The 18,797-nt window shown below is 52.1% G+C and carries 9 protein-coding genes; 2 read left to right on the forward strand and 7 right to left on the reverse strand.

Annotation, left to right across the window (positions count from 1 at the left end; all coding sequences use genetic code 11):
* Nucleotides 1-196 precede the first annotated feature (196 nt).
* A complete protein-coding gene (locus NL112_RS22035; RefSeq protein ID WP_255153068.1) occupies nucleotides 197-1,903 on the forward strand; it encodes a DUF8612 domain-containing protein in 1,707 nt (568 codons plus the stop codon).
* A 67-nt stretch (nucleotides 1,904-1,970) separates the two neighbouring features.
* Here NL112_RS22035 and NL112_RS22040 read toward each other — a convergent pair whose 3' ends face one another.
* The 7 genes from NL112_RS22040 to NL112_RS22070 all read right to left on the reverse strand — a co-directional run bounded on the left by NL112_RS22040 (nucleotide 1,971) and on the right by NL112_RS22070 (nucleotide 14,315).
* Entirely contained in the window at nucleotides 1,971-2,612 is a 642-nt protein-coding gene (locus NL112_RS22040; protein WP_255153069.1) for a hypothetical protein, read from the reverse strand.
* A gap of 78 nt (nucleotides 2,613-2,690) precedes the next feature.
* Entirely contained in the window at nucleotides 2,691-3,242 is a 552-nt protein-coding gene (locus tag NL112_RS22045; RefSeq protein ID WP_255153070.1) for a TATA-box-binding protein, read from the reverse strand.
* A 77-nt stretch (nucleotides 3,243-3,319) separates the two neighbouring features.
* A complete protein-coding gene (pglZ, locus tag NL112_RS22050; RefSeq protein WP_255153071.1) occupies nucleotides 3,320-5,473 on the reverse strand; it encodes a BREX-5 system phosphatase PglZ in 2,154 nt (717 codons plus the stop codon).
* On the reverse strand, nucleotides 5,470-9,162 hold the full coding sequence (locus NL112_RS22055; protein ID WP_255153072.1) for a hypothetical protein: 3,693 nt from the start codon (nucleotides 9,160-9,162) through the stop codon (nucleotides 5,470-5,472). The genes pglZ and NL112_RS22055 overlap by 4 nt, the downstream gene beginning before the upstream one ends.
* Nucleotides 9,155-9,781, reverse strand: a complete 627-nt coding sequence (locus NL112_RS22060) for a BREX protein BrxB domain-containing protein (RefSeq protein ID WP_255153073.1) — start codon at nucleotides 9,779-9,781, stop codon at nucleotides 9,155-9,157. Before NL112_RS22060 ends, NL112_RS22055 begins: the two co-directional genes overlap by 8 nt.
* Nucleotides 9,778-13,479: a hypothetical protein gene (locus NL112_RS22065; RefSeq protein WP_255153074.1), complete on the reverse strand. Its 3,702-nt coding sequence runs from the start codon at nucleotides 13,477-13,479 to the stop codon at nucleotides 9,778-9,780. The genes NL112_RS22060 and NL112_RS22065 overlap by 4 nt, the downstream gene beginning before the upstream one ends.
* Complete coding sequence (locus NL112_RS22070) at nucleotides 13,476-14,315, reverse strand: BrxA family protein (protein WP_255153075.1); 840 nt, start codon at nucleotides 14,313-14,315, stop codon at nucleotides 13,476-13,478. Before NL112_RS22070 ends, NL112_RS22065 begins: the two co-directional genes overlap by 4 nt.
* Before the next feature lie 123 nt (nucleotides 14,316-14,438).
* Between NL112_RS22070 and pglX the strand changes: the two genes are divergently transcribed.
* Nucleotides 14,439-18,677: a BREX-5 system adenine-specific DNA-methyltransferase PglX gene (gene pglX / locus NL112_RS22075; protein WP_255153076.1), complete on the forward strand. Its 4,239-nt coding sequence runs from the start codon at nucleotides 14,439-14,441 to the stop codon at nucleotides 18,675-18,677.
* Nucleotides 18,678-18,797 lie beyond the last annotated feature (120 nt).

The following is an 18,797-nucleotide window of genomic DNA, read 5'->3' on the forward strand; positions in this document are numbered from 1 at the left end:
GCTGGCCCAGATTCCCCTTGTCTGAGAGCCTGATGCTGATTTGCAAGGTAAGCCGAAAACGAATCTAGTCAAACGGGGACATATCATATTAAAGGGCCTCACAGTCCACCTACAAGAACGTTGGTGCTACGCTAAAACTGAAACTTGCCTCATTAGGATGCTACATATTTATACTATGCCGGAGTCAAGTTCCTATATGACAGACCCATCTGACGGTTCTGATTTCATCGCGGACGCTGAATGGCACAACGAATGGTGGGATACAGACGGTGGTTCACTATCTGAGTTAGAGGGAACCGCTTCTCTAGACCCCCGATCGGACTTACTCAAGGTACTGCAGTCCATTGATGAGGAGCAAGAAGACGGAACTGAGAGTCTCGTGTATCCCATTTACGGATCGACCGGAATCGGGAAAACGACGCTTCTTCAGCAATTCATTGCTGCAATTCTTGATTCAGACATCGTTGACTTCTCTCCGGGACATCGTGATTTAGATATCATTGGGTCCGTTGATCCACGTCAGATCCTCTATGTCCCTCTTGAGGATTCTCTCTACCATCTCGAACCTTCGAGCAGTGCTGTGGAAAAACTAGAAAGCGTTATTGACTACTTCCGTTCCCATATCTCTCCCCGTCGAGGCCGTAAGTACATCATCCTCGACGATATCGGGGCTCTGCGACTCGATGAAGATGAACAGAGTGCCCTTCTAGACCTCGTAGATGATGATACCTATCTACTGCTGACCGGTATTGTAGAATCGCAGGTCGAACTGCGTGGTATCTCGGCTTCGAGCGAGCCTAAAATCAAATTCCCTCGTGCGATGTTGCCGATGAAGTTTATAGACACCATCAAGCAGGGGGCATATGATGACTCTGCGTTACTCGAGACGGACTCTGATTTTGCTCTTCGTGTGGAGTCCCATCAAACGAGGAGTATGGACGGTGAGTCGATGATAAAGGATGTTCGGAGTAATTTGTCTGAATCGGAAAACTTGGACGACGCGATCGCGTCGTTGAATCAGCTTTACTTTGAGGCCTTCTCGGATGTTGAGCGGGATGGTCTGTATGAGGCCGCTCGTGAGTACCTGCAGAAAGGGGGAATCTTCCTACGCGCTAAGGAAACTCCGGTCAAAAACGAACTTATCCGATCTCATCTCCTCTTGTATCTCTACAAGGAACTCGCAGAGTATGAATCGATTCAGCGACCTGAGAACCTCCATCGAATCGCTTCATTAGCTGCGAGCCAGGCAGGGAATGAACTCAGATATACGGACATCAGCGATCAATTAGAGGTTGACCGTCGGACTGTTGATTCGTACCTGTCCGTGCTGGATGACGGACTCTCAGTTTCGGAATCCCACGACTTCTCACTTCAACGTCACCGTCGTACTCGACTCTACCTTCGGAATCCGCGACACGTTGTACTTCTGTCCCAACGTCAGGAACACCATGGATTCGAGACATACGAGAAGACCCGGTCGCTCAATCACGAGTTCGAGTACAAGCTAGCTCGAACCGTCGCGTTCGACCACGCTAAACGGCTGGCATGGAGGGTTGGCGGATCGGGTGACGAGGATCCTCAGGTCGAATATTTCGAGACTGAGTCGGGGACGGTCGATTACATCCTCCACAACGAGGATGGGTTAGTTGTCCCGTTCGTTCTCTCCTATCATCCACACGCAGGGAATGCTGATGAAATCGCAGTCGAATTCGATCCGACTGTCGGAAAGCATCCGATACCCGGCGGAGAGGAGCTTCTCGATATCGATTACGAATCCCCCTACAAGTTCATCATTGCTGATAGCCTGCCAAAAGAAGTGACGCAGTCAGGTTCACTCGTTGTGGAGCGGGATGGCATCAACCTCTGTTACATTCCCTACTGGCTATTCCTCCTCATCTGCTAATTAGCCGGTCCGTTTCTTCTCTTCCGACAAGAAAGCTATAATCGTAAATTTTGAGGCACTTCTCGATTCACTCGTCAACGCTTATCTGCGTGTCAACTCTGAGCATTACAGCTCGAAACTTCGAATTCGACAAGACATTAATCTCCTCACGATACTCGTAGTCTGACCACTCAGCGACGTATTGTCCGGAGAGGTTGATCGGTGCTTCCTCGCCACCCTTCGACATCCAGTCTCGCTGTTCTCGCCATCTTAATTCCTTTCCACCGAATTCCCTGCCCTCATGAATTCGAAATTCATCGTAGAGTGCCTGCTCTGTGGATGGAGTCCAGTAGTTCGAATCATTCGTGAGGAGGACTACGTAGCCGTACCGGCCCTGATTGTCGACAATCCGCTCTACACGCTCGATGTCCCGAAGAAAACGGTAATGGGCACGGTCATGGGCCCCCTGTGTCTTCAACTCAAAGGTTTCCTCGAAAAAGGCGTCTTCAACGGTCGCATGCTTGGTTTTGTATTTTAGCTCGATTGGGATTGTGACGTCTCCTCGACGCACTCCGATATCTACCTTCACCCCTGGCTCTGGATTCCATTCCAACCGCACTCGTTCATTACCATACATCTGAGCGAGTTCGGCTCCAAGAGCCAGCTTGAGATGATCCTCAGAGTGGAAGACTTGACCAAGTTGACTCAGAGCCCATTCGACATCGACCATATTCTGCTATGTCTGTCCACCAGTAATAATTCCAACCCGCCACAGAACACTTCTCAGGCGGTTCCCACTCGACCCTACTCAGATAAGCTCTAGATCTTCTAACGTTGATTGCAGTGATTTGAACGCCTGATTGTCCTCTTCCTCGCTTCGTCCACCTGTGATCACCACTTTGCCGCTAGCAAACACAAGGAGGACACAACGAGTACCTGATGGTCGGTACACAAGGCCTGGAAATTGCTCCGGTTCGTATTCTGTCTGTTCCAAGCCGAGTCCGATCGTCAATGTATTGAGATCGACCTCGTGATGGAGGTTTCCGACGCTAACGACGTTTTTTACCTCCAGAGTAGGCTCATCAACCGATATACCGAGATCGGCGATGAAGTCAAGAAATTCTGCATTCACCTGGTGCATCCTGTCGAATTCGTCTCCTCCACGGAGAATGTACTTCCCAGAGGTGTAGAGAATAACCAGCTCGCCATCTTCCTCGAACCGAAAGAAAGCCGCGTTGTATTCGGGATCGAAGTTAGCCACCGGGAGTTCGGCATCTTCAACGACTTGTTCGATATCGACTTCGATCCCGAGTGTACCTAACGCTGCTATATTGACGACATTCACCTCAGATTCGGTCATTAGTTAGTATCTCGTGATAACCTGCAACATGACTTGAGGTTTTAGACACGGTGGAGTGTACTTAGGATTGCTACTGGCTATTCCTTCTCAATCCGGAGGAAGTTCAGCATACATTCCTGCGGAAGGATCCCACCGTGGTAATAGCGGGCGTCGGTAAGCCCGCTTTTGCTGTTATACTGCCGAGGTTTGGCGAGCAATCGAACTGACGTTTTCAGATATTCTGTTCCGGGTGTCTGATCCGTGACTCGGACGCCTGTTCCGGCGTCCTCAATGTCGTCTCCAGCGATTCGCCGATATTTGACCTCTCCATCTCCGTCGTAGCTAGAGATCGATTCCATCGTAGTCCCCTTCGGGAGCAAGACGAATCCGTGATCCGTCACGACGTAGATTCGATCCCAGTTTTCGTTCTCTAGTTTCTCTGTAATCAGATCGTAGAGTTCGTCGATGTAACTGGTGAAGTGACTCTCTGGATTGTCGAGTTCGTTTTCACCAATATCGTCGATATCCTTGTCGTAGTATGCGATTTGGTGGTGTTGCCACCCCGAATTGCTGTCCTCCGGTACGTCCCACCCCTCCCGTTCGAGGACTTTCACTCGATTTCCTTTGTTGTCGAGACGCTGGCCACCTCGTTCGACAGAGAGCTTTCCGTTCCGGAGCTTGACACGGAACCTGTGGGCTCGCCCCGGTGTGAGTGCAGCCATCCCGAACTTGGTCTCCGATGGAAGCGTGCTAACTCTGGTCTCTTCGGCGATCGAATAGTCTTCTCGAAGGCGGTTGGCCAGCTCCCGAGCGAGGTCTAATCGCAGCGCATCAATCAGAAACAGGGCGACTGTTTCCCCTGTTGCGAGATCCTGCTCGTTGTCAGTCCACCACTCGTAGGCAGCGTCTTTCCCCGCCAGAGGCGATCCAGTACTGAACGAACTGACTACTGCCTCGCTCATCTCCTCAAGATAGTTCATATACCGCGTCTCTAAGAGCTCGGCGCGAATCTCAGGGAGCGACTCCGTCGCCGGGTGAGAGTTGAGGAGTCTCTCTTGCTCGGGTTCACCTGTGATCTCGAGTTCCAATACCCCATAGTCGATCTTCCAGGTTCCGTCTTCCTGATCGGCATACTGGTCGAAGGGGTCGAACGACTGGGACCGCTCTTCCCAGGCTGCAAACCGCAATTCCAACTCGGCTACCTGTTCGGCTTGTTCCCAGAGCGTCGTCCAGGGAATATCGTCCGGATACACCCCGAGAGCTTGTTGGCGTTTGTTCGCCCTTTCGACACATTCCGTGTACCTCCCCTCTTCTAATGATTCGAGCCAAGCATCCCACAGAGTTGCATCAAGCGCCCCATCAACTGGACAGGCCGCGAGCTCCCACGCATCGTCGGATGATTCGATTACGTCCCCCCAGTAGCTCTCGCTCAGATAGCGCTCTGCCAACCGCTTGCTCTGTCGAGAATTGACAATCCGTTTTAGTGGATTGATATCGCCAAGGGTGCTACCCACGTTTCCATATCCCTCGGGGAAGGCGTCGACATCCATTCCCTCGGCGACGAGCCAGCGGGCAACGGCCCACTTCCAGACGACGTCCTCGATCTCCTCTGGTGTTTCAGCATTGTCTGCGGGAGCGACGTGCCTGTCTTTAAGCGACTTTTGCACTCGGGCAATCGTCTCATCATCCTTGTCAATTTCTGGCCATCCACCTTCGAGGAGGTGCTCTAAAATCTGGCCCTCTCCCTTTGTGATTATCTCACCGATTAGGTCCCCGTAGCGTGGAATTCCACCGCTTGCGAACTGAGTTTTGATTACATTCGCCGCAGTTTCGCGGTCAGACTCCGTTCCTCGCTCAACATCATAGATATCCCAGGGATTCACCTCATACAGCTCGGCAGTCAGCTGTTCGATCGTGAGTTCGATTTCACCGCCAGTTTCACGGATGTCTCTGAACCAGTCCCGCTCAATCAGCCCCTCCTCTGGATCTTCGACTGTTTTAGCTTCCGGGATGTACCAGACGTGGGGTGATTCCGGTTCTTTCACTGCGGATCTCCTCAGTTCAAGAGGGAACCGTTCTGCCTCCGAGAATCCCACTCCAATCTGGTCTGCAGCAGCACGGACAACCTCCCGAAGATGCCCCCCCTCGTCCCACCAGACGACCCGAACAGCTGTTGCGTGTTCATCAGGAAATTCATCCTCGAGATGGGCTTTCGCTTGGTTTTCGAGTGTCGTTGTCGGCTGCGACTTCATCGGTCTCCCTCCTCTGGATCAATAACCACGATAGTTCCGTCACCTGGTTCTGTTACCTCTGCCCAGAGCTCGTCGACTGATGGTCTACCGTCCTCTTGATCATCATCGTCTTCGCCATCCTCGTCATCGTCCTTTGACTGGAGCTTTGCATCGGCCCGTTTTACCAATGCTTCTGCTTGAGACGATGTGACGAGGTCTGGTCCGCTTAGCGCACGCTCCACCTGCTTCGTGATGAACGCATCCGGGTGTTCCGAGTTGAGTTCCTCGTACCGAGATCTAAGCTGATCGTAGACTGGCCCGTCCGGTTGATCGTCGAGTAGCCCTCGTGCTTTCTCAAGCTGACCAGCTTCGCTGACTGCGTTCCCTGATGCGATATCTGATTCAGAGATGTCTTCCGCGGATGCAGCGATCTCATCGAGTTTTCTGAGCGACTCGAAGTTCACTTTTGGAATCGTCTCGGTGACGGTATCAATTTCCGCGATCACATCGTTATTCAGGAACACTTGCTCGACCGCTGAACATAGGTCTGAAATCGAATCTGCTTCAGGTGTGGTTCCCGTGAGACGGCTGTAGAGTTCACTAATCTGGGAGGAACGGAAGTCATGAGCCTCTGTCTGGAGTTTAGTGAGACTCTCTTTGGAGGGGATGCGTGACCCATCAACAGCGTCCTCCATTTTGTAGGTGATCGCAGCATCTGGATACAGTGATCGCATCGTTTCGAGTGTACTGTTGAATTCGTCCCAGAGCGGCTCATCGCCCTCGAATAATGGTTCTGCTTTGTGGAACCACTCTGCTTGCGTTGGTACTGGTGATTCAGTCAATACAGTATCGTCAAGTTCGCCACCAGCCATCCCTGGTTCTAACGCCTCGCGAAGCGCATCCAACGTAATTTCTTCGTCGAATTCGAGATCCACACGAGCACAGGTATTCCGAATACCCGAACTATTCTTTTCTGCCCAGGAGGCGAGATTGGAGAGCCAAGCGGTTGGATCGTTCCCTTGTGGGGCGAATCCTCGGAGAGATTGATAGACCGCTTTTAGATTGCTACTTCCCTCAATATCCACGGGATCGAATCCAATATCGATGTCACGGATATCGGAAAGCCGCCGCATCACACGACCGATTTCACCCGGGTCTTCGATACGGACACCATCGCGTCTGATCTCGATTTTATTTGCCGCGGCGAGCGTGATCAGAAGCGCGGCGAGTGCTTCGCGCGGCGTGCCGAGATATTTCCCACGGCGACCCGCGATTTCTTCGAGGACAGTCTCCCCACTCACCAATTCCTCTCCAGCGTAATCATTGAGGAACTCTTCAGCCCACCCATCACTGATCTCTCTCGGAACTGTCTTGACGCCGAGCGTTTCTGCGTCATCGGCCGAGAACGGCCACGTACCATTCCCATTAAAGAACTCGAAGAGGGTGCGAGCGTCGTCAACCTCCTGCAGCCGGGTATCGAGTGTTTTCCTGTTCTCGAATTTTTCCCTGACGGCATCAGCGAGCACACTATCGATGTTGCTTAGATACGTACCCCGTGTCGTGCTGTGGTCCGGCGTATAGACCTTTGCTGCATAGAGGAGTTCTTCGATCTCGTCTTCGACAGTCTCCTCCTCTTGTTGTTGCTCGATACGGAGGTCTGCGCTAGCACCCGGTTCCAATAACTTATCCAACGCAATTAGATGGCGAATACTTTCGCGAAGCCCCTCCGAAAGTTCAATAACGACCAGGACATCCTCGACCCCTTGCTCACCAGCGTTCGCCTCCTGCCATCTCGTTCGTGAGTCATCGATTGTATCCGGGTCTGCTGCTAGAACCCTAGCAACCACACCATCGAAGCGAGGTTCTGGTGATGAGTCGACTTGATCTAATACCGTGTAGCGGAATGTGTACGGGGCGTCGGAGATTCCATCGATGTTCCGCGTGCGGAGGGAATCATCTGCAGTCAATCGACCACGGTCAGCTTCGCGAAGAAGGTCCTCAATATTGTAGCGAACTTGGTGTTTGGGAAGCTCTGCAGCCTCCCGGTGGACCTGATCCCAGAACTCAACAATCTCTTTGGACAGAATTCTGTACGTCTGGGGTTGGGTACTCTCGTCGGTTCGGACGAAGTTGTCCTCCATCAGCGCTTTGAGGGCTTCCTCAACATCACTTTGGAGCTGATCGATGTCAGTATCTACTGAACTGACCAGAAGCCGCGTGATGTTCTCCTCCGTTGTCGGGACGGCGTCGACCTGCCCAAGCAGATAGAGGACCTTCGCGACACTCACTCCCATCTCGTCGGTTGTGTTCTCGACCTTCTGGATCTGGTCCTTTGCCCACCCCGGAATGTCCGTCGTTTCGCGTTCAATCAAGTCATAGATCTCATCCCACGCAACGACCGCTCCAGATTCTTTCTGGGACCAATCGAAGCTCGTGAAGAGAGAACGGACGAGAATCAGCAGTGCGCGTCCCTGAACATACTCCCTGTCAACTTCCAAGTCTTCTTTCTTGAGGCTCTGCATGACCTCACGGAGCAACCAGAGGTCGTGTTCACGGAAGGGGTACGCCTCTATGGGATCCCCGACGTCGGTGTATTCGGAAGCGTCGGCAAGTTCTGGCTCGAATTCGGGAGCGCGCTCGAGCAGGTCGTGCACCGTTTCCGTACCGGAATCTGACTTTCGGAGCCACCGCTTTCTGACGATGATCTCCGTGTCAGCACCACGGAGCGGAATTTCGTTCGTGTACCACGCTTCAGGATCGACTTCTCCCATGAAGTCCTGCTGCATGTCCCGCAGTGACCACTGGCCTGTTCCCAGAATTGGAGGATTAATGTCGGCATTGAGTGTGTCGACCGTCTCTATGAACTCTCGATAGCGGTGTTGCTGGTCACCGACGTAGATGGCGACTTCGTCGAGTCCAATGAGGAATTCGTACGTCTCGCCCGATTCCTGCAAGTAGCGCTTTGTTCGGTCCAGTCGTTCTACGAGTTCATCAGGTGTGAACGCCTCGGTACTGATTTGGTCCGTGGCTTGCTCGATTGATTCCTTGACATCAGCTTTTGTCGCATAGGGCGTGCCATCGGTCTCGTCCATCTCAGGAAGTGCTTCATAGAGCCAGGGACGGAGCGCGGCCTTGTCCTGCGCCGCTTCCTGCAACGACATCCCATCGTGCTCTGCTGAGCGTACGGCTTCCCAGAGCCCATACTCGATTTCTAAGGTCCACACCCACTCGAGTAACCAGAGCGGGTCGGTTGGGTAGTTGAGCTGATTCCCCAGCTCCTCGTAGATCAAGAGCGAGAGTGTCGAGTCACGAACCTTGTCTCGGTCGAGGAGATTCATGAACAGGGGAACAAGGTGGTCAATGTGGGACGAATTGAGTCGATCTCTGAATTCCTTGAACCCGGAGAACTGACTCGAAAGCTTCGGCGCGACGGTTTCGAGCCCCTCGATCTCGCCGGTCGCGATTCCAATTAGCTTCAGGAGGTGCGTTTTCCCGGACCCGAAAGTGGCATGGACGTACCGAAATCGTGGCTGTGATCCAGTACTGTTGACGATCTCTCCAAGTTCTGTGAGTACCTTTCGAGCGCTATCAGTCTCATAGAACTCGTCGATGTCGCGTTCGGCTTGGCCGACTTCGTTGACTTTCTGTACTTCTTCGAGTTCTCGTGTCGGCGAGCGAGCAAACAGTGATTCAAGTGTCGTATCAGTCATCGAGGTACACCTCAGTGATTTTCTCGTCAATTCGGTGGGCTGGATAGTAGTGGCGCGCGTCCTCGTTGAAGAAACTCAATTTCCCTCCCCTGATCGAACCAGGGAACGGGATTCCGATTGTGGTATTCACGTTTCGGCGGTCCATCTCATCGAGCAACTCTGAGGCGCGGGTGAAAGGATAGAGGCTTCCGAGGTTCACAAGCAGGAGGATATGTTGTTGGGTGTTTTCGCCTTTGAGTTGTTCTTCGACGAGTTTCTCGATAAGTTCATCAGCCAAGCTCGTTTCGAGCGTCTCCGTCACTGCTCCGGGGGTGGTCCGTTCTAGGGGGCCGAGATCAAGTGTGGTCTCGAAAACGCGTGTCTCAGGCATCAGGTGGTCCAGCCGAACACATTCGACGGTGAGTTCATTGCCGGCCTGATCTTCGACGCCAACCCAGTTGGTAAGCGTACCCGGTGTCTCCGTGTCTGCCCATCGAACCAACCGCTCGGTCACGCGATGTTCAACAGATGGTTCGACCGGGACCATGACAAATGGATTTCGAATCCCCCGTCGTTCGCCACTTGCGAAGTCGACTAACTCCTCAGTAAATCTCTTGAGTGGGTTTCTCGTCGACGTCATTTGATAACCACACCTCCATTGACCTGCTCGATTGTCGGTTTCTTCGACTTCACGAAGCGCTCAAACTGATCTTTGAGTGCAGACTCATCACCGAACAGCACACCTACTCCTTCAATTTCGTCGGGTCGAGTCCCACCGACCAGTTGTTCTACAGTCTCGTACTTTTCTTGATACGTGTTGACTCGCTCCTCCGTGAGGCTATCCCAATCCGTCGTCGAGGACACCGTCCCGAGTGCTCGTTTCAACGCGCGTTCGTCATGGGTTCCAGGCTCCCGGTTCGTTAGCGCACTAATGCAGGCCTGGATATCTTCGTGGGTATCTCTGAAGTGCCGAAGCGGGCGGAGATATCCGGACTGGAATCCATCGTGAACGCTGTGTTCAGGAAGCTGTAGCGGGGGAGTAAGCCATTGGTGCCCTTCGAGCTCCGTTGCTAGTGATTTAGCGTCGGTCTCTGCCACTTGAGCCGACCAATCCTCTTCGAGCGCCGAGGTTGCGGTCAACCGGGCGTCTAGTGACTGATCGAAGGATTGCCATCCTTCCTGTGTCCACCACTCTCGACCAGATTCTTCCTGGAGCTGTTGGCTCAATTGGTCCAGTGCGTCGTAGAACGATTGGCTAAGCCATTCAATCTCAAGCTCTCTGAACCGCAGCAAACCGTCGAGTTGTAACAGATAGGGTTCTCTGGATTCCCATCGCCCCTTGACCGCGGTCATCCACTCTTCATCACTCGCCACCTGGTCGATTACTTCCTCCCAATCCGTGTCGTCTGCAGTGATTGCTTCGTCGCGAGATTCTGCAGCATCCGCCATTTCGGAGAGAGTGTTGCTGAACGCCGCTACCAGAGAGACGAGCGCATCGCTCTCCAGTTCAGTCTCTGTACTGACTTCTGTCGTCTCTGCAAGCGTACGCGCTCGCCTCTTGACCGACTCATTCAGTTCTTCGAGGGCGACAATTCCCTCGTCGACAGTTTGAATCGGGTCGATGATTCCAGCATCGATGAACTGTTCCTTGAGCGACGTCGACGACGGCGCCGTCCGCAACTTGATTTCCATCTGCTGTGAGAGCGTCAGCAGTTCATCCGCTGCAAGTGCCTCTCCGTCCTCTGCAACAGGACGGAACTCTCCCGCTCGACACAGACCCCAGAGGACCGCCGTTATTGCGGGTTTGACTTCCCCATAGAACGGCGTCTCCTCGGTGACTTTCTCGAAGAGTGCTGGCAGACCCATCTCGTTGTCGTGCTGGATCAATACTGGTCCAACATCTGAACGAACTTCCCTCGCAATCACCCCCATCGTCGATAGCTCGGCATCCGGTGTCGGGACATCGATTTTCTGTGCCCACTCCGGGTACTCCTCGTCGTCGCCGAGTCGCTTGAGTTCAGTGAGATAGCTCTGATCCACCTCGAGCATGACGGGATGGAAGAACGAGGGATACGCACGGTTGATGCACTCTTTGACTGCGGATTCCAGTCCTCGTGGTTCCTGGGATTCGACCTTGAACGACCCGTTCTTAAGGGCGCTTGCGATCTTACTTTTCACCCTGTCTGCTGCATCGTCGACATCTCGAGCTATCGTATCGGGTGTCTCCGTCTCGGCCGTCGCTTTGTGAAACGACCACCACTCGATGAGTTGGCTTCGGAGATCATCCAATCCATCCTCCTTGACCGACCAGTAGATCGTCCCCTCGTTGATTTTTGTGAAGTCGACATCAGGTCGCACGCCACGGATAACAACAGTGGCTTCAAGCGCACTCTCGTGCTCGTCTTCCTCATTCAGTGGTTGCCCGTCAATGGAGAAGTTGTACGAGAGGGGGTACTTGTCGTCATCCCCACCGTAGGGAACCGACGTCGGCAGGTTCAGGCGAGGACGGATGTCTGCCCACAGCTCGTTGTCGAGAGCGGTAGTAATCTCGTTCCAATCAGGGTTGGCTCGGTGCTTGCGTGCTTCTTCGATGATCTCCCGCTCTTCCGGATCCGTGATTCGGAGGAGAGGACCGTCATCGGCCGTGTTCGGCCTGATGTATTTGTCGAGATTTTCCAACGAACTCTGGACTTGATTTCGGACGGTTGTTCTCGGCTGACCGTTGAGGTCGTCCATCACTGCAACAGCGATATTGGCATCATTCTGGGGGACTGAGTCGGGTACATACGAGAGGAGCAGGACCGCTTTTGCTACCTTCAGATCGAAGTCAGTGGTTTCCTCGTCGGATTCAATCTCTTCTATGACCTCGATTTCTTTGGGGATAATATCTTCAAGCTCGTATCGAATCAAATCATAGAAGTCGACGAGGCTGATGAGGGATAGCTCGCCTTTGCTCTCGTCGCGCATCCATCGGTCTCGTAGCCCGGCGACGATGGCAAGAATTGCTCTCGCTGTCCCAGAGAAGATCGATTTCGTCGAGTCGGCTAGCTCGTTCCGAAGATTTGAGAGGATCTCGAGAAAGAGCGCTGGCTGGTAGGGCAGGAGCGGATAGAACTTCACGAACGCATCTTCATCGACTCGATTGAGACGCGGCTGCGTGTTCTGCCCGACATCTGAGTAGACGAATGTGGATGTCGGATGGACTCGCGCCGTCAGTGCTTCTGACTCAACCCAGTCTGCTCCTTCTTCGGTCTTCTCGAGGAGGCGACGCTGAACGATTTCTCCGGCGTGATGGCTCGGCAAGTGGTACTGGTGTGGGAAGCGGTCTTTGAGAATCCCGAAGTCAAGCTGCTTTGCGGCGAGTCCAGGTCGGACGTCTTCGATCTCGGACTGCGCCGTAGCCACCATCTGGATGTTTCCTTCGCCGATCGTATCGATACTTTCTGCGAGTGCGTTTAATTCCGAGAGACGCTGGTAGTCCCCACCGATGAACAGCGTCACTTCGTCGACGAGGAGGACAATCTTGACTGGTTTCTCAGACTTCGCTTCGAGTTCTTGCCGATACGACTCGATAGCTTCGACAGCCATCCGCTGTCCGATATTTTGGCGTTGGATATCCGCCAATCCATCTGCAGTTCCTGTCTCTCGTTCGACGAGCTCCTCCAAGACAAGGTCAGAGAGAATTCGGTACTGCTGAACATCGTCCCACGAGTACTGGTCCGCGTTGGGAACGTCTTCGTCTTGGAGGATCTCTTTCGTGAGTTCATCACGCTGATCCCATGTTCCTTGATTCTGATACCACTCCTCGAAGAATGCGATGTTGAGTCGATCCGAGAGGCCTCTCGCTTGATAGACTGCCTGGAGGATGATCTCACTGAAGCTCTGTTCCCGGACGCTCTGGTACTTCAGGAGGTTGATCGGGAGAGGAACGAGATGGTACTCGTCGAGCATCGAGGACCACGTCTCGAAGAGGTCGCTGTAGGAGCCATCTGAATCTAGCCGGTTCCAAACCTCCTCTCTGTCTTCCTCTTTGAGATCTGCAGACGCAGTGAGGAGGTTGAGGACGGTCAGCAGGTGGCTCTTCCCGCTGCCGTAGTACCCGTAGAGCCAGTGATTGGCTCCCTTCCGCATCTCTTCGTCGTAACCGTGGACTCGAAGGAAGAAGTCTCGGAGGAAGTTCTCAGAGGCCTTTGTGATGTGGTAGGTGTCGAGGTAGTGGCGGTAGAGCTGGTCGCGATGAGCGGCTCTGTCTTCGTCCTCCTCGAACTTCCGGTCGATACGAATCGACTCTTCGAAGGTTGCGTCCTGCTTCTCAAAGAGGTCCTCAATGGAAGTCATGCCGACCCCTCCGCGAGCATCGTGTAGAAGTCGTCGACGGGTTCAAACCAGACGCGACTCCGGGCTTCGTGGTGTGTCCAGCCCTCATATCCGGCCAGCCGCTTACTCTGGGGTTCCCAGTACTCTTCGGACTGGAATAGATAGAGCCAGCCGATTGGCTTCGTGAGCCACTCGTCGCCATTCTGCATCCAGGAGTAGTAAGCTGCGACCTGGAGGGGTACGTCGCCGACTTTCGGGGGTTGACCGGCGGTCTCGGTCTTTCCTTCGAGGACACCGATATCCCGAAGGGCAGATCGAAGTCCCTGAACCCACCGTTTCTGGGTTGATTCCGAGTAGTCTAATGGTTCGCCAGCCTTGTCCCGAAACTCGTCGAGGATGCTGAGAACAGTCTCCGTCTCGAAATCGAGTGCAGAAGGTCCCTGTTTTATCAGTCGGCGGAGGTACTCGTGAACAACAAAGCGGGCCAGCCCGTCGTGGTTAACGAGATAGAGAAAGAGGACCTGTGCCTGATCGCGTTCGTTCCGACACTGGTCCAGAATCGTTGGGAGCAGTGGAACCGAGGGGAGCCCTTCCCCCGCTGACTGAAGCCGTGCTCGAATCGCGATGAGAAGGGATTTCGAACTGTTCCGACTACTCCGATTCGCAACGCGGTCCTCGTACCAGATATCTTTCACCGAGGTCCAGTCGAGTTCGTCCGCGTAGAGAGAGGAGATCTCGTACGTTCTCTCGGTTTGGAGACCACACCGAGTTAAAGCCATCGTGATTTTCGATTCGGGGAGTGTCCCGACGAGAGATGGGACCCACGAATCCAAATCCCCGTTTCGACCTGTAGCCATACTATGACGAGACCGTGGTATACACTTAGAAGTTCTTGTGAGGATTTCAGGGGGGAAATCAGCGGACCTCAAGGGAACTTTGATGTGGACGCATTATGAGGTAGAAGACAAGAGCGGTACATCATGTCTGGACAATCTTCTCTTGAGACGAAAGCCCAACTGGACAAATCAGAGCGTGAGCATCTCGAAGACGTCGTCACAGACCTTCGAGAAACTGTTGAAGGAGATATCGAATATCAGCTTGAACATACCTACGAACTCAATGATAAGGACGGTGGAGGGGAGCTTTCTGGTGAAGAGGATGAAATTCGAGCCGAATTGGTAGCGGCTGTTCAGCGTGAGGACGATGAAAAGTCATGGGAGGAAAAGTTCGAACGGTATGTGATGGGTGTCGGATATACTGTCGTCAATCGGATCACTGCCCTCCGTTGTATGGAAGTCAGAGGGTTCATTGACCGCCCGATCACTCAGTTTGGAGACTCGGGAACAACCCCTGCAGCTGAGAAGCTTGAAAACGAGAAGTATCTCGGTCCCGACGAAGCTAAAATTGAAGCCTACGACGAGGCCTGCCGCAAGCTAACTGACGAAATCGAGATTCTCTTTGACCCTGAATCACCATACAGCATCGTTGACCCCGACATCGATGTCTTCGAAGAACTCTGCCGTAAGCTCGATGATGTCTCTGAGGAAGTTTGGCGTGCTGACGACGTCCTAGGTTGGGTCTACGAGTATTACAATGCCTCTAAGCTGGAAGAGCTACGCCACAAGAGAAACCAAGAAGGATTAGAACCCGAGGATGTACCTCCGGCAAATCAGTTCTACACACCTCATTGGGTCGTGCGGATGCTCACCGATAACAGCCTCACCAAGATGTATTTGGAGGCAAATGGCGAGCTTCCGACTACTATCGAAGAACAATCGACGCTCTCCGCAGATGAACGCAAGTTCCGCGATACATCTCCTGCGGAATCACCATCGCTAGCTGATTTCAGCACATATCTCGTTCCGACAGAAGAAGAAGGTGAATCCCCAACTTTTGAGGAACCAAAAGACGTCCGAGTAATCGATCCCGCTTGTGGGAGTGGCCACTTTCTATTGTATGCCTTTGACGTCCTTGAGCGAATCTGGCATCAAGAACGCCCAGACCTCGCCCGGTCTGAAATCCCAGAAAAGATTCTTCGACACAATCTCCACGGGGTAGACCTCGATATGCGGGCCTGCCAATTGGCTGCATTCAACCTGTATCTAAAGGCTCGAGGGCGCGCTGAGAAAGAGGGCGCAGAAGACTTCCAAATGCCGGAGGTGGGTATTGTTTGTGCCGACGCGAAAATAGCTAACATCGGAGCAGCTTCCGAGATTTTCGATGAGGTTGCGGAGGATCAGCACGACGTTCGGGCTGCTCTTGAGGATATTTTGGAGGCATTCGAAGATGTCCAAGGACTTGGTTCACTACTCGATGTAAGGGGGACGCTTGAAGAGCATTTCACAACAGCGGAGCAGCCGACACTTATTGAGTCTGTCGAGGGTCCTGGTAGTATCACTAAATTCCTTGAAAATCTCCATCAGGAAGTTGCTGAGCACCGGAACGGTGAATCCTTTATGGCACAGGACCTCAGAAGTTTTCTCCGTGTTCTGGTAATCCTATCACAGGACTATGATGTCACACTGATGAATCCGCCATACGGCTCGGGAAGTGGAATGCCTGATGTCGTTAAAGATTATGTTGAAGAACACTACGAATATACTCCGGAGTTCTATATCAACTTCTTCGAGGTCTGCGACCATCTAACCAAGGAAAATGGCCGTATTGGGATGCTCGTTCCGCGTTCATTCATGTTCAAGCGGAGCTTTGAGGATTTCCGTGAAGACTTCATCGGTGAAAAAGGGTCATTCGATTTCTTGGCTGAGTATGGCATCGGGGTGTTGGACAATGCGACTGTCCGAACCGTTGGGACAGTTGTCCGTAGTGGCGAGTCACAAACCCCAGATTCAGAGGGTAGTTTCCTTCGACTTCACGATCTTGAATCGGAAGAAAAAGAGGAGAAATTCCTCTCTTGTGCTTTTGGTAATCCCGTAGATGAAAACGGAATTCGACGTTTCTACGAGAGAGAAATGTCCGAATTCGATATGATATCTGGGAGCCCAGTTTCTTACTGGGTTCCGCGTAATCTCCGTTCTTTATACGACTCGGATATTGTCTATGATGCGGACAACGCTCGTGTAGACAAAGATAGTCTTGGTGTTGTGAAGCAAGGTCTAGCAACTGGTAAAGATCCCAGGTTCACCCGCCAATTTTGGGAAATCGATGATGATGGCTGGATACCCTTTGCTAAAGGTGGTGAAGATGCATGGATGCTTCCCCGGGTTGGTTTAATGGTTAATTGGAACAACAATGGAAAGCAAATAAAACGTTATGGCGGTTCCAGACCCCAAAACACGCAACATTATTTCCAAGAATCTCTAACCTATACTGTTGCAAAAGAAGGAGGGCGAAGATTCGGCTATTTACATCAGAATTCGATTTTTGGACATAAAGGATCAGTCTTCATTCCATCAGAGGATATCTGGAATGTCCTCTCTTATTCAAATAGCAATCTGTTTACCTATTTGATGCTCTGCCAAACCCCGGAGCGTATGTGGGAAATTGGAGAGATATCGAAAGTCCCATGGTATGAAGGACTTGGAAAAATTGACACTCTTAAAGAAAATTCTGAAGAGATCATCGGTTTGCTATTGCGGCTTCGTCAGCACGACTTCGAATCACCTTACTATACTGGCCCAGAGCTTTTAGAACCGATAACCGAATCTAAACCTCCTGAATGGTATGAACACCCCCACCGAACTCTCGTAGATTCAATTACTTCCCCAGCTATTGATGAACAGTACAGCGGTGAGACCTCCTTACGAGACTTAGCGATTTCTACTGCAAAACGCAAAGAATGGCTTCAGAGTGAAATGGAGGAGCGAGCAGCAGCGATTGACCAGATCATCTTTGACCATTTCGATATTCAGGAAGAACAGCAGCAAGTGGTTCTACAAGAGATCGCACTACGGACGAATGAAGATCCGCGTAAAACTCCCGAGTATGATCCCGAATCGATTACCGAACCTCCGGAGAATTTTGACGAACTCGTCAAAGATCTCCTCCTTCATTATACGCTGAAGATTGTCCACGAAGACGACGATGGCATTGTTCCGGTAGCCTTTGAAGCAGAAGACGAGAGACCGCTCCTTGAACGACTGGAAACCGAATTTACTCAGATATTTGGTGATGAGGCACAGAATCGACTTGCAGAAGCCGACCAATTGCTCGGGGACAGACAACCCGATTCAGGTGCTTACCCCAACATACAGTCGTGGATTGAGGACGACCTCTTCGATTACCAGCTCCGAAAATTCAATAACGTCCCTGTTATTTGGCGGCTTACTACAGAAAGACTCGTCTCAGACCCTAAGGGGGAGGGTTTTGCCTGTCTAGTAGATTATCATCAGCTTGATGCGAGTCTCTTTGATCGGATTGAGTCCCGCTACCTTGAGCCACTCAAGACTGAATATCGCGAACGCAGGGCTGCTGCAGACCAGCGTCGCTCTGATAGTTCACTTTCAACAACCGAACAAGCAGAAGCAGCGGAGGAGTACGAGTACTACGAGAGCGCACTTGCTCAAATTAACGAGTTCCAGACTGCGGCTCTTCAACTAAGCTCTTCTCATTCACCAGAAAGAGACGAAGACTCTCAATCAGTAGCCGCTGAACTTAAGCCGAAAGTTACAGAGTTCCGAGAGCGTACCGCTGAACGGCTTGAAACACTGGATCAACTTGTTGATGAAATGGATCCTGACGAGTTCGAGGATCGCTTCAGCCCAACATTCCTTGAACGAGTGAGTGAAAACCGAGACGAATGGCTGGATGCACTTGAGGATCTTGAAACCGCCTGTGAAGCGTACAGTCAGGAAGAATCATCGGTTGTTGAGGCCCATCTCTATGATCTCTTCTCCTATTTCGATGATCTTGTTGGTTCAACTCACTATGGTAGTAATGGTATCTTCTTTATGAACTACTACTTCAGCAAGGGGGAGAATTTCCTTGATGCTGGCGAACCTCGTGAAGGACTCGAAGGAGAAGCACTTCTCTTGGCTAAACTTGCTGCTGAAACTGACGAAGATGTGGAACTAGGTGAAGAAATCAAAGAGGGATGTGACCAATTATCGAAAGTTTTGCCCTCTGTTTGGAAAGAACGAGCTCTTCAGGAAGTTCTGGCTGCTGGATACGATCCCATAAAGAAGCATGGTGTTTCGATCAACATACAGCCCCTTGCCGAGCAAAATCTTGTCCCAGAAGTGGTCGACGATAAAGTTCTGTAATCCAACGGTAATGGCTTGACTTCGACCCCCTCGTTTCCCCTGGAACCCCGCCGGGTTCAATAGTCAAATATTGGACCCCTGATCTCTACCCATCGAACATCCTGATTTGAAAATCGTCCA

It is taken from the genome of Halorarius halobius, assembly GCF_024298865.1.
Lineage (GTDB): Archaea > Halobacteriota > Halobacteria > Halobacteriales > Haloarculaceae > Halorarius > Halorarius halobius.

Bases quoted from the DNA above. Each gene is read 5' to 3' on its own strand.
- NL112_RS22035 (WP_255153068.1), top strand. From the start codon at position 197: ATGACAGACCCATCTGACGGTTCTGATTTCATCGCGGACGCTGAATGG.
- NL112_RS22040 (WP_255153069.1), bottom strand. From the start codon at position 2,612: ATGGTCGATGTCGAATGGGCTCTGAGTCAACTTGGTCAAGTCTTCCAC.
- NL112_RS22045 (WP_255153070.1), bottom strand. From the start codon at position 3,242: ATGACCGAATCTGAGGTGAATGTCGTCAATATAGCAGCGTTAGGTACA.
- pglZ (WP_255153071.1), bottom strand. From the start codon at position 5,473: ATGAAGTCGCAGCCGACAACGACACTCGAAAACCAAGCGAAAGCCCAT.
- NL112_RS22055 (WP_255153072.1), bottom strand. From the start codon at position 9,162: ATGACTGATACGACACTTGAATCACTGTTTGCTCGCTCGCCGACACGA.
- NL112_RS22060 (WP_255153073.1), bottom strand. From the start codon at position 9,781: ATGACGTCGACGAGAAACCCACTCAAGAGATTTACTGAGGAGTTAGTC.
- NL112_RS22065 (WP_255153074.1), bottom strand. From the start codon at position 13,479: ATGACTTCCATTGAGGACCTCTTTGAGAAGCAGGACGCAACCTTCGAA.
- NL112_RS22070 (WP_255153075.1), bottom strand. From the start codon at position 14,315: ATGGCTACAGGTCGAAACGGGGATTTGGATTCGTGGGTCCCATCTCTC.
- pglX (WP_255153076.1), top strand. From the start codon at position 14,439: ATGTCTGGACAATCTTCTCTTGAGACGAAAGCCCAACTGGACAAATCA.